Consider the following 11657-nt stretch of genomic DNA (forward strand, 5'->3'; position numbering starts at 1 on the left):
ATAAACTCCGGGGGTCCGGGGGCAGAGCCCCCGAAGCGCCCGCTTCACTCCACGATCCCGGCCGTCTCCACCACCGCGTGAAACAGCACGTTGGCCCCGGCGGCGGCCCAGTCGCGGCTGATCTCCTCGGCCTCGTTGTGGCTCAGCCCGTCGACACAGGGGCACATCACCATCGCGGTGGGCGCCACCCGGTTGATCCAGCAGGCGTCATGACCGGCCCCCGAGATCAGATCGCGGTGCGAATAGCCCAGCCGCGCGGCGGCGCTGCGCACCGCCTGCACGCAATCGGGATCGAAGGCCACAGGGTCAAAGCCGCCGACCTTCTCCAGTTCGACCCCCAGCCCCATCTCGTCGCAGATCTCTTTCGCCGCAACCTTCAGGCGCTCTTCCATGTCCAGGATCACGGCCGGTTCCGGGCTGCGGAAATCCACCGTGAACACCACCTTGCCCGGGATCACGTTGCGCGAGTTGGGATAGACGTCGATATGACCCGCCGCCCCCACCGCATTGGGCGCGTGGGACCAGGCGATCTCATCGACCTTTTCCAGAATCCGCGCCATGCCCAGACCGGCGTTCTTGCGCATCGGCATCGGGGTCGAACCGGTATGGGAATCCTTGCCGGTTACCGTCACCTGGGTCCAGCTCAGCCCCTGGCCGTGGGTGACGACGCCGATCTCCTTGCCCTCGGCCTCCAGGATAGGGCCCTGTTCGATATGCAACTCGAAAAAGGCCTTCATCTTGCGCGCGCCAACCTCTTCCTCGCCCTTCCAGCCGATCCGCGCCAGTTCGTCGCCGAAGGTCTTGCCCTCGGCGTCTTCCCGCTCATAGGCCCAGTCCTGGGTGTGCATGCCGGCGAACACGCCCGAGGCCAGCATCGCCGGGGCGTACCGCGTACCCTCTTCGTTGGTCCAGTTGGTGACCACGATGGGATGTCTGGTCTTGATGTTCATGTCGTTGAGGCTGCGGATGATCTCCAGCCCGCCCAGCACGCCCAGGACACCGTCGTACTTGCCGCCGGTCGGCTGGGTATCAAGGTGGCTGCCCACATAGACCGGCAGCGCCTCGGGGTCTGAGCCCTCGCGACGCGCGAACATATTGCCCATCTGGTCAAGGCCCATGGTGCAGCCCGCCGCCTCGCACCATTTTTGGAACAGCGCGCGCCCCTCGGCATCTTCGTCGGTCAGGGTCTGGCGGTTGTTGCCACCGGCCACACCCGGGCCGATCTTGGCCATTTCCATCAGGCTGTCCCACAGTCGGTCGCCGTCGATTTTGAGGTTTTGCGCCGGAGCTGTCATGGCTCTCACTTTCCCAGTCTTTTTTGTCTTCATGTTTGATTTGACCAAAAGGTCAAACTCACGCTATCACGGACGTCGCGCCAGTCAAGAAATTGACGAGACTTGGCGCGCAATTGCCGCCCATAATTTGGGCGTGGACGAAAAAACAGGCAGCCGAAAACAGCGGAGATTGCGCCCGATGACGGAGGCCCGCGCCCCGACCCGAATCCAGCAGAAAAACCGGGCCGCCATCCTTGATGCCGCGCTCGAGGTGTTCTCTTCCCAGGGGTTTCGCGGCGCCACGGTGGACGAGATCGCCGCCGCCGCCGGGCTGAGCAAACCCAACCTGCTGTATTATTTCCCGTCGAAAGAGGCGATCCATGCCGCCCTGCTGGAACAGCTTCTCGACACCTGGCTCGATCCGCTGCGCGCGCTTGACCCGGCGGGCGACCCGCTGGAGGAAATCCTCGACTACATGCGCCGCAAGCTTCAGATGGCCCGCGACCTGCCGCGCGAAAGCCGGCTGTTCGCCAACGAGATCGTGCAGGGCGCGCCGCGCATCCATGCCGTGCTGTCGAGTGACCTCAAGGCGCTGGTCGATGAAAAGGCTTCGGTGATCGCGGCCTGGTCCGATGCTGGCCGGATCGCGCGGGTGCATCCCTATCACCTGATCTTCTCGATCTGGTCGTTGACCCAGCATTACGCCGATTTCGACGTGCAGGTGCGTGCGGTTCTGGGCGACGAAGATCCGTTCGCCGCCGCGCCGGAATTCATGGAAACGCTTTACCGTCGGCTGCTCAGCCCGGCCTGAGGCTCAGCCGCGCGCCGCCTCGTCCTCGCCCACGGCCAGCACCGCGGTTTCGGGGGTGGCGGCGCGGCCGGTGGGTGTCGCCACGAAACTGGTCTTTTCCTCTTCCGTCAGCGGCGCGCGTTTGCGGATACGCAGGAGGGTGAACAGCACGATCAGCCCGTGCGCCCCCGCCGATGTCAGAAACAGCCCGGCCTCGCTCAACGCCGACATGCCGAATCCCGCCACCACCGGCCCGATGATCGAACCGAGCCCGAACACCATCAGCAGCCCGCCGCTGACCTGGATGAAGGTGCCCTCGGGCGCGTGGTCGTTGGCATGGGCGATGATGATCGGATACATCGAGTAGATCATCGCCCCGAACAGCGCCGCCAGACTGAGGTTGATCGCCCGGTCCTCGGGGCGCAGCAGGATGAAGGCCAGGTCGGTCGCCAGCCCCAGGACCGCCACCGCCACCAGCACCAGCCGCCGGTCGACCCGGTCCGACAGAATGCCGATCGGCACCTGCGCCAGCGCACCGGCCAGTACCGGCAGGCTTGCAAACAACGCGACCGAGGTCAGGACCAGCCCGACCCGGTCGGCATAGACCGCCGAAAGCGTGCCGAAGGCGCCGTTGGAAATGCCGACGCAGAACACCGCGAAGACCGCCACCGGCGAATTGCGCCACAGCACCCGCAGATCCAGCTTCGCGCTGGCCAGCGGCCGCGGCGTGATGGTCGAGGACATCGCCGTCGGCACCAGCGCCAGGCAGTAGAAGATCGCCGGCAGCACGAAGAACAGGAACCCGCGGGTATCGCCCAGTGTCAGCACCATCTGCCCGGCGGTCGAGGCGGTAAGGTTCACCATCGTGTAGATCCCGAAGATCTTGCCGCGCGAGGCGGGATCGGCCCGTTCGCTCAGCCAGCTTTCCACGATCATCGCCGCGCCGGCGAAACAGAACCCGGAGATCGCGCGCAGCGGAATCCAGGCCCAGGGCGTCAGGAATATCAGCGACAACAGCACCGCCACTGCAGCAAAGGCCGCCGTCACACTGAACGCACGGATATGGCCGACCTTGCCCACCAGCCGCGCCATCCAGACACAGCCCAGGACATAGCCCACCGCCCAGCCGGACCCGAGCAGACCCAGCGCCGAGGCGCCAAAGCCCTCCTGCGTGCCGCGAATCGGCAGGATCAGCGCGTTCATGCCGCCAGCGAACAGCAAGAGCGCCGAGCCGAGCAGAAGTGCGCTGATGGGAAGAATCTGTCGGACCATGCCAGTTCGGGTTTTGCCGCGTCGGGTTCCAGCCTGCATTGCCCTGCCGCCGGTTGCAAATGCAAAGGGCGCGCGGACCCTTCTCCGCGCGCCCCGTCCTTGCCGTGTCAGGCCGGTCTATTCGGCCGCCTGCGCCGCCGGGTTGTTGGGGTGGGTGGTCCAGTTGGCGTAACCCGCCTCGACCACCTTGCCGGTGCGCGGGTCCACCGCGCCCGGCGCCATCGGCACCATCGAGATGCACTCCTCGACCGGGCAGACATCGACGCAGAGGTTGCAGGCCACGCATTCGGCGTCGTTGACCTCGAACACCCGGCCCTCCTTCATCCAGATCGCCTGGTGGCTGGTGTCCTCGCAGGCGGCATAGCAGCGGCCGCACTTGATGCAGGCGTCCTGGTCGATCTTGGCCTTGGCGACGTAGTTCAGGTTCAGGTACTGCCAGTCGGTGACGTTGGGCACCGCCTGCCCGATGAAATCCGAGGTCGCGGCATAGCCTTTCTCGTCCATCCACTGGCTCAAGCCCGAGATCATCTCCTGCACCACCTTGAAGCCATAGGTCATGGCGGCGGTACAAACCTGCACGTTGCCCGCCCCCATCACCATGAACTCGGCCGCATCGCGCCAGGTGGTCACCCCACCGATGGCGCTGATCGGCTTGCCGGCGGTTGCCGGATCGCGGGCGATCTCGGCCACCATGTTCAGCGCGATGGGCTTCACCGCCGGGCCGCAATAGCCACCATGGGTGCCCTTGCCGTCGATCGTGGGCTGCGGTGCCAGGGCGTCCAGATCGACCGAGGTGATCGAGTTGATGGTGTTGATCAGCGACACCGCGTCGGCATTGCCGGCAAAGGCCGCCCGCGCCGGGTTGCGGATGTCGGTGATGTTCGGCGTCAGCTTCACGATCACCGGCTTGGAATAGTACTGTTTGCACCATTCGGTGACCATCTGGATATACTCGGGCACCTGCCCCACGGCCGAACCCATGCCGCGCTCGGCCATGCCGTGCGGGCAGCCGAAGTTCAACTCGATCCCGTCGGCGCCGGTCGCCTCGACCATCGGCAGGATCGCCTTCCAGCTCTCCTCGTCGCAGGGCACCATCAGCGAGACGATCAGCGCGCGGTCCGGGTAATCCTGCTTGACGCGGGTAATCTCTTCAAGGTTGGTCTGCAGCGGCCGGTCGGTGATCAGCTCGATATTGTTGAGCCCCAGCAGCCGTCGGTCGGCGCCATAGATCGCGCCGTAGCGCGGCCCGTTCACGTTGACCACCGGCGGTCCTTCGGAGCCCAGCGTCTTCCACACCACGCCGCCCCAGCCGGCCTCAAAGGCGCGGCGCACGTTGTATTCCTTGTCGGTCGGCGGCGCCGAGGCCAGCCAGAACGGATTGGGGCTCTTGATGCCCAGGAATTCTGTCGTCAAATCAGCCATTTCATCGGTCTCCCGCTGGTGAACTCAGGTTTTCTCTTATCAGTCTTGCCCGATGCGAGAAGACCTCGCTCCGGGTCAGGTGCAGGGCGGAACGGCCCGCCCTTTCGATCAGCGCGCTGAGCCGCGCGCGGTCGCCATCCAGTGCGGTCAGGGCCGCGACCAGCCCGTCCACGTCGCCGCGTTCGACCAGGAGGCCCGCGTCCTGTTCTTCGACCAGCTTGCGGGCATAGGTATCGGCGAAGCCGACCAGCGGCGTCGCGGAAAACAGCGCCTCGATCAGGTTGCGCGGCGATTCGTCGGTCATGTGGCAGAACAGCAGGACCTGGGCGCGGCGCAGGATCTCCTTCACCTCGTCGCGGTCGGACACGAACCCGTGGAAGACCAGCCGGTCTCCGATGCCCCGCGCCCGCGCCAGATCCTTCATCTCGTCCAGCATCGGCCCGTCGCCGGCCCATTCGGCGGTAAAATCCACCCCAGCCTCGGACAGGCGCGCCAGCGCCTCGACCCACAGCAGAGGTCCCTTCATGCGATCGGCCCGGCCGACATAGCCCAGGGCCAGCGGCCCCTGCTCTGCCTCTGCCAGCTTGCGCGCCAGCCGGTCCACGGGAATCCGGTCCGACGCCTCCAGATGAATGTCCTCGACCCGCACCGGCCGGCGCGTCATCCCCCTGAAGCGGTCAAAGACCGTCTGCCCGTGCAGCAAGGCCATATCGGCATGCGCCAGGACCTGTGCCTCACGCCGCGCGGTGACACGGGATTTGATCCAGGCCTTGAGCCGCTCTTTCAGACTGCCGTCATGCGCTCCGGCCAGAACCTGGCTCTCCACCCGGTCGAACCAGATGCCGTGCGGGATGGCCTCGGCCTGCGCCAGCCGGGCCCCGAACACGCCCCAATCGCCCAGCCAGCCGCCGATGGCAAACAGCCGGTAGTCGGCTCGGCGCAGCGCGTCGCGCATCCGCCGGGCCACCTCGGCCCGGGTCCGCAGATAGGTCGGCAGGTGATAGCCGTCCGGCAATTCCATCAGCTCGAACTCCGCCCCCGTGATTCCCGCCTCCGCCGCATCCACCCAGCCCGCGGGCGGCGCGCCGGGCTTGCAGATCGACGCCGCGATGAGCCGGTCAAAGTCCGCTTGCCAGGCCTTCAGCCCGCTGACGGTCTGCGCCTCGACGAAAAGGCGACCCGCCTCGCGGTAGAACGGCGCTCCGAGCGTCAGAAACAGGGTGTCCAATGTGTCGTCTCCGAAATCGGGGGCATGCGGACAGCGGGCGCGGCCCAGGCTGTCCACAGCCTATCACGATGTCAGCGCCGCATGGATATCCATCGCCGCGTCGCGCCCCTCGGCCACCGCCGTCACGGTCAGATCGTCGCCGCCGCTGGCGCAGTCGCCGCCGGCCCAGACGCCCGCCACGCTGGTGCGCCCGGCCCCGGTCACCGCGATCTTGCCGCCCTCCAGCGCCACGCCGTCGGGCGCCCCGTCGAGGGTCTGGCCAATCGCCTTGAACAGCTGGTCGGCCGCCAGCGTCAGCCGTTCGCCGGTGCCCCTGACCCTGCCCTCCTCGACCGTGGTGTATTCCAGTTCGACCCCGGTCACCGCACCGTCGCCGAGGATCGCCACCGGCATCACGTTGAACATCAGCTTGACGCCCCTGGAGGCGGCCAGATCCTGTTCGAACCGGCTCGCCGGCATCGCGTCGCGGCTGCGGCGATAGGCGATGGTCACGTTTTCCGCGCCGAGAAGCTTCGATTGCACCGCGGCATCCACCGCCGTCATGCCGCCGCCGATCACCACCACGTTGCGCCCGACCGGCAGCGCGGCCAGGTCATCGGCCTGGCGCAGCTCCTCGATGAAATCGACCGCGTCGCGCACGCCGGGCAGATCCTCGCCCGATGCGCGCAACGCGTTGACGCCGCCCAGACCGATGGAAAGGAACACCGCGTCATGATCGGCCTTGAGCCCGTCCAGCGTCACCCCGTCGCCCAGCGCCTTGCCGGTCTCGAGGGTGATGCCGCCGATCTTCAGCAGCCAGTCGGCCTCGCGCGCGGCGAAATCATTGGTGCTCTTGTAGGCGGCGATGCCAAACTCGTTCAGCCCGCCGGGTTTTTTCCGGGCCTCGCAGACGGTGACGTCATGGCCCAGCATGGCAAGACGGTGCGCACAGGACAGGCCCGCGGGGCCAGCGCCGACAACTGCCACACGCTTGCCTGTCGGCTCGGCGCGGGTAAAGGGATGTTCGCCCTTGGCCATCAGAGCATCGGTGGCATAGCGTTGCAGCCGCCCGATCTCCACCGGCTTGCCCTCGGCGGTCTCGCGCACGCAGACCTCTTCGCACAGCGTCTCGGTCGGACAGACCCGCGCGCACATCCCGCCCAGGATGTTCTGGCCCAGGATCGTGCGCGCCGCGCTTTCGGGATGGCCGGCCTGGATCTCGCGGATGAACTGGGGAATGTCGATGTCGGTCGGACAGGCCGTCATGCACGGCGCGTCGTAACAGAAGTAACAGCGGTCCGCCGCCACCGCCGCCTCATGCGGGGCATAGGCGGGATGCAGATCACTGAAATTGTCGGCGATATCCGCAGCCGGCAGGCGCGCCGCCACGATCCCGGATGCCTGATGGCCGTTTGCCATTGGGTGTCTCCCTGATGTCCTGATCTTGTTTTCATCAGAGTGCCACATCCATATTTTTTATCAATTGGTAAAATTTCCCAAACGGTAAAAAAATGACTCCGCCGCCGCCCTGCCCGTTTTTCGGGCAGGTCAGGCGCGCCGCCGCAGCCTGCGCGACGGGATCAGGGCATCAATACGCTGCTGCGGGTGAACTGCGCGTGATCGGTGCTCAGATCGTCGAAGGTGACCTCGACATCGACGTAGGCGATGGAATTGGGCGGATACATTCGCAACGGGTTTCCGTCGTCCTCGAGAACCGCGTTGGGCGTTGCATACTCCTCGTGGCAAGGCGGCAGCGGCCAGACCTCCAGCGGCCCACCGTTGACGCCGACGCGCATCTGCACCAGTCCGCAACGCCAGGACCAGATCTGCGTCACGTAGAGGTAATCCACCCCCTCGTAGAGCCGCACCGCGATCCAGTTGGCCTTGGTCGCCGCGAAGATCGGCTTGACCTCGGTGGCAGTGGTGAACTTGCCGCTGGGCACCTGCGGCTCGGCCACCAGTCCTGGACCGGAGGGCGCAAGGAAGGTCGGCGGGGCCTCGGCCTGGGCGGCGGGCTGCGGCGTGAGGAAGACCGGCGCCGCCTCGGCCTGCGCGGTGTCCGTCCCTGCCCCGGGCGACAGGAACGCGGGCGGTGCCTCACCCGAAGTCGCCTCCTCGGTTGCTGTGGCCGCGGGCGAGAGGAACGTTGGCGGCGCCTCGGTCACCTCTTGTTCGACCGCCTCGACCGGCGCAGTGACCGCCGACGGGGGCACAGCGGCCATCTCCTCGCCCTCGGCGGACTGCACCGCAACCGCGAACATCACCAGAAACAACTCAAGCATTGCCACTCTCCCAAACCTCTTGATCCAAAATCTCGATGGCGGGCTTTTGGGAACGTCCCACGCCCCCTATAGTGCCCGCATCAGGCAGTCGCCGCGACAAACCCTGCGGCAGGAAAACTATGGCAAACAAATCGGCCCCGCGCCAAGCATTCAATATCGTCATCGTCGGTCAATCCGGCCGCCTGCAATACGAGGCGCTGCTTTTCGCCGCCTCGCTGCGCGCAATGTCCCCCGGGTTCGAGGGCCGGCTTTTCGTCGCCGTGCCGCAACCGGGCCCCCTGTGGGAGGACAACCCGGCGATCCGCAGCGCCGAGGTTCTCGATGCGCTCGACCGGCTGGGCGCCGAGATCCTGCCCTTCGAGTCCCATGTCTTCGGCCAGTCCTACCCGCAGGGCAACAAGATCGAGTGTCTCTCCGCCCTGCCCGAGGGGGAGCCCTTTGTCTTTTTCGACAGTGACACGCTGATCACCGGCGACCTCGCCCGCGTGCCGTTCGACTTTGATCGCCCCGGCGCCTCGCTCCGGCGCGAGGGGACATGGCCCGAACCCACCCTCTACGGCCCCGGCTACGGCGCGATCTGGAAATCGCTCTACGACCGCTTCGGGCTCGATTACGAGCGCAGCCTCGACCCCGGCCAGCCCGACGAATACTGGAAGAAATACCTCTATTTCAACGCCGGCTACTTCTTCCACCGCTGCCCGCGCGCATTCGGCGCACGCTTTCTCGACTATGCCCGCAGCATCCGCGATGACCCGCCGGTGGAACTGGCGGGCCAACCCCTCGACCCCTGGCTCGACCAGATCGCGCTGCCACTGGTGATCCATTCCTTTGGCGGTGGCCGCGATGCGCTGCCGCCGGGGCTGCTGGACGGCGACATAACCTGCCATTACCGCCTGTTCCCGCTGCTCTATGCCCGCGAAAGCGACCATGCGATCGAGGTGCTGGAACAGGTCGCCGCCCCCAACAAGCTCAAGAAGGTGCTCAAGGGGTACGAGCCGATCAAACGGCTGGTCTATCAGGGGCGCGGGGCCAAGGTGCGCGCGCTGTTCGACCGCGATCACCTGCCGCGCAGGGAACAGGCGATCCGCAACCGGATCAAGGCCAACGGATTCTGGATGCGGTGAGCCGCCTGTCGTCCTCCGGATCGGACCCGGGATGACAGCCACGCGACGGCCCAGGCATAGATCCAATGAAAAAGGGCCGCCCCCGGCGGGGCGGCCCGTTCTTGCGCTCGGCAGACCCCGCTCAGGCGACGGGCTTGTCCAGCAGGGTATAGGAGGTGATCACCTCGTCCTTGACCTGCGCGCGCATGATCTTTCCGGCGTCGTCGCGCTTGCTCTTGGCGCCGACGGCACGTTTGATCAGGCGGCCCAACTGCTGGTTCATCGCCACGCGGGTCCGGTTGGCCTGCTTCGGATTGTCCCCGGCCTCGGTCACCGCGGTGCCGTACATCTTGGCGAACCCGGCATCGGCATGGGCGCGCTTGAGCACGTTCAGGATGAAGTGCTCGTCAAAGCCGCCCTCGGCCTTCATATCCTGCGCCAACTTGACCACGTGGTTGACCACGCCACGGCGGGCCGTCAACTGTGCAGCCAGCGGATCGCCTTCGGGCGCTCTGTCGATGATGTGGGATTCGGCCAGTTTCTGCATGAAATGGCCCATGTCCATGCCCTCGGCCCGGGCCTGTGCGGCCAGCACCTTGCGCACCTCGGTCTGCAGGGTCACGGTGATCTTGTTGGCCTGCTCGATCCGCTCCATCCGCTCCTTGCGGCGGGCGCCTTTTTCGGCGGCGGCCGGTTCGGCCGAGGGTTTCGCCGGATTCCCAGCCCGTTTTTTTCCGACCGCATTTTTCCCGACTTTCCCGGCGCCCTTGCGGGCCGGTTTGTTCGAAACGACGTCTAGTTGAGTTGGCATGATTTGTCCCTTTTTATACATACTGCCTATGTATGTGATTCACTGCGGGAGATCAACATGTTTCCGCAGTATGTTTAACGATATCTGAATGCTCCCCCGGCGCCCGACGCTGTTGCCACACCCCGGCCGATGTCCTATCGCTTGCTGCGACATTTTTTCCACCAGGAGGACGCCCGACATGACCGATGCGCCGCAATACGGCTTCGACACGCTGCAGATCCACGCCGGGGCCCGGCCCGACCCGGCCACCGGTGCACGGCAGACGCCGATCTACCAGACGACCGCCTATGTGTTCCGCGATGCCGAACACGCCGCGGCGCTCTTCAACCTGCAGGAGGTCGGCTATATCTATTCGCGCCTGACCAACCCCACCGTCGCGGTGCTGCAGGAACGCATGGCCACGCTCGAAGGCGGCGTCGGCGCGGTCTGCTGCTCGTCCGGGCACGCGGCCCAGATCATGGCGCTGTTCCCGCTGATGGCGCCAGGGCGGAACGTTGTCGCCTCCACCCGGCTCTACGGCGGAACGCTGACCCAGTTCAGCCAAACCATCAAACGCTTCGGCTGGTCCGCCAAATTCGTCGATTTCGACGATCTCGACGCGGTCAGGGCCGCGGTCGATGAGGACACCCGCGCCATCTTCGGCGAGTCCATCGCCAACCCGGGCGGCTATGTCACCGACATCCCGGCACTGGCCGAAATCACCGATGCCGCCGGCATTCCGCTGATCATCGACAACACTTCGGCCACCCCCTATCTCTGCCGCCCGATCGACCAGGGCGCCACGCTGGTGGTGCATTCGATGACAAAATACCTCACCGGCAACGGCACCGTGACCGGTGGCGCGATCGTCGATTCGGGCACCTTCGACTGGTCGGCCTCCGACAAGTTCCCCTCGCTCAGCCAGCCCGAGCCCGCCTATCACGGGCTGAAATTCCACGAAACCTTCGGACCGCTGGCCTTCACCTTCCACGGAATCGCCGTCGGGCTGCGCGACCTGGGCATGACGCTGAACCCGCAGGCGGCGCATTACACGCTGATGGGGATCGAGACCCTGAGCCTGCGCATGCAGCGCCACTGCGAGAACGCGCAAAAGGTCGCCGAATGGCTCGAGGCCGATCCGCGCATCGACGCGGTGACCTATGCCGGGCTGGCCTCCTCGCCCTATCACGACCGGGCCGAGCGGCTCTATCCCAAGGGCACCGGCGGGCTGTTCACCGTGGCGCTCAAGGGCGGCTACGACGCCTGCATCAGGTTCGTCGACAGCCTGGAGCTGTTCAGCCATGTCGCCAACCTGGGCGATACCCGCTCACTGGTGATCCACTCCGCCTCGACCACCCACCGGCAGCTGACGCCGGAGCAGCAGGAGGCCGCCGGCGCCGGACCGAGCGTGGTGCGGATCTCGATCGGGACAGAGGACGCCGACGACCTGATCCGCGATCTCGACCAGGCGCTGGCCAAGGCGGGCGCGTAACCCTGTCACAGGCGTGGCCCCCCCC

10 protein-coding genes are annotated in these 11657 nt (G+C 66.2%); 3 read left to right on the forward strand and 7 right to left on the reverse strand.

The features are described from left to right. Positions 1-44 precede the first annotated feature (44 nt). The gene (locus tag P1U75_RS15860) at positions 45-1295 is read right to left on the reverse strand and encodes a Zn-dependent hydrolase (protein WP_300245056.1); all 1251 of its coding nucleotides are present in this window, start codon (positions 1293-1295) and stop codon (positions 45-47) included. Positions 1296-1473: 178 nt separating this feature from the next. On the opposite strand from P1U75_RS15860, the gene P1U75_RS15865 reads away from it, so the two are divergent. Then, on the forward strand, positions 1474-2085 hold the full coding sequence (locus P1U75_RS15865; protein ID WP_300245058.1) for a TetR family transcriptional regulator C-terminal domain-containing protein: 612 nt from the start codon (positions 1474-1476) through the stop codon (positions 2083-2085). A 3-nt stretch (positions 2086-2088) separates the two neighbouring features. Here the strand turns inward: P1U75_RS15865 and P1U75_RS15870 are convergent, their stop codons facing one another. From P1U75_RS15870 to P1U75_RS15890, 5 genes are all read right to left on the reverse strand, one after another. Further along, positions 2089-3336, reverse strand: a complete 1248-nt coding sequence (locus P1U75_RS15870) for an MFS transporter (RefSeq protein WP_300245059.1) — start codon at positions 3334-3336, stop codon at positions 2089-2091. Positions 3337-3453: 117 nt separating this feature from the next. Further along, positions 3454-4758 (reverse strand): NAD-dependent dihydropyrimidine dehydrogenase subunit PreA, encoded by a 1305-nt coding sequence (preA, locus tag P1U75_RS15875; RefSeq protein WP_300245060.1) that lies wholly within the window; start codon positions 4756-4758, stop codon positions 3454-3456. 1 nt (position 4759) lies between these two features. Further along, positions 4760-5986: a glycosyltransferase gene (locus P1U75_RS15880; RefSeq protein ID WP_300245061.1), complete on the reverse strand. Its 1227-nt coding sequence runs from the start codon at positions 5984-5986 to the stop codon at positions 4760-4762. Positions 5987-6049: 63 nt separating this feature from the next. Next, the gene (locus P1U75_RS15885) at positions 6050-7384 is read right to left on the reverse strand and encodes an NAD(P)-dependent oxidoreductase (RefSeq protein ID WP_300245062.1); all 1335 of its coding nucleotides are present in this window, start codon (positions 7382-7384) and stop codon (positions 6050-6052) included. Between the two features lie 161 nt (positions 7385-7545). Beyond that, on the reverse strand, positions 7546-8247 hold the full coding sequence (locus P1U75_RS15890) for a hypothetical protein (RefSeq protein WP_300245064.1): 702 nt from the start codon (positions 8245-8247) through the stop codon (positions 7546-7548). 119 nt (positions 8248-8366) lie between these two features. On the opposite strand from P1U75_RS15890, the gene P1U75_RS15895 reads away from it, so the two are divergent. Continuing rightward, entirely contained in the window at positions 8367-9371 is a 1005-nt protein-coding gene (locus P1U75_RS15895) for a hypothetical protein (protein ID WP_300245065.1), read from the forward strand. 121 nt (positions 9372-9492) lie between these two features. Here P1U75_RS15895 and P1U75_RS15900 read toward each other — a convergent pair whose 3' ends face one another. Beyond that, positions 9493-10161 (reverse strand): hypothetical protein, encoded by a 669-nt coding sequence (locus P1U75_RS15900; RefSeq protein ID WP_300245066.1) that lies wholly within the window; start codon positions 10159-10161, stop codon positions 9493-9495. A gap of 178 nt (positions 10162-10339) precedes the next feature. Between P1U75_RS15900 and P1U75_RS15905 the strand changes: the two genes are divergently transcribed. After that, positions 10340-11632: an O-acetylhomoserine aminocarboxypropyltransferase/cysteine synthase family protein gene (locus P1U75_RS15905; RefSeq protein ID WP_300245067.1), complete on the forward strand. Its 1293-nt coding sequence runs from the start codon at positions 10340-10342 to the stop codon at positions 11630-11632. Positions 11633-11657 lie beyond the last annotated feature (25 nt).

The sequence above is a fragment of the Antarcticimicrobium sp. genome (assembly GCF_029212575.1).
GTDB lineage: Bacteria > Pseudomonadota > Alphaproteobacteria > Rhodobacterales > Rhodobacteraceae > Antarcticimicrobium.

Coding starts and splice junctions, on each gene's coding strand:
- P1U75_RS15870 (WP_300245059.1), bottom strand. CDS start 3,336: ATGGTCCGACAGATTCTTCCCATCAGCGCACTTCTGCTCGGCTCGGCG.
- P1U75_RS15865 (WP_300245058.1), top strand. CDS start 1,474: ATGACGGAGGCCCGCGCCCCGACCCGAATCCAGCAGAAAAACCGGGCC.
- preA (WP_300245060.1), bottom strand. CDS start 4,758: ATGGCTGATTTGACGACAGAATTCCTGGGCATCAAGAGCCCCAATCCG.
- P1U75_RS15895 (WP_300245065.1), top strand. CDS start 8,367: ATGGCAAACAAATCGGCCCCGCGCCAAGCATTCAATATCGTCATCGTC.
- P1U75_RS15900 (WP_300245066.1), bottom strand. CDS start 10,161: ATGCCAACTCAACTAGACGTCGTTTCGAACAAACCGGCCCGCAAGGGC.
- P1U75_RS15890 (WP_300245064.1), bottom strand. CDS start 8,247: ATGCTTGAGTTGTTTCTGGTGATGTTCGCGGTTGCGGTGCAGTCCGCC.
- P1U75_RS15885 (WP_300245062.1), bottom strand. CDS start 7,384: ATGGCAAACGGCCATCAGGCATCCGGGATCGTGGCGGCGCGCCTGCCG.
- P1U75_RS15905 (WP_300245067.1), top strand. CDS start 10,340: ATGACCGATGCGCCGCAATACGGCTTCGACACGCTGCAGATCCACGCC.
- P1U75_RS15860 (WP_300245056.1), bottom strand. CDS start 1,295: ATGACAGCTCCGGCGCAAAACCTCAAAATCGACGGCGACCGACTGTGG.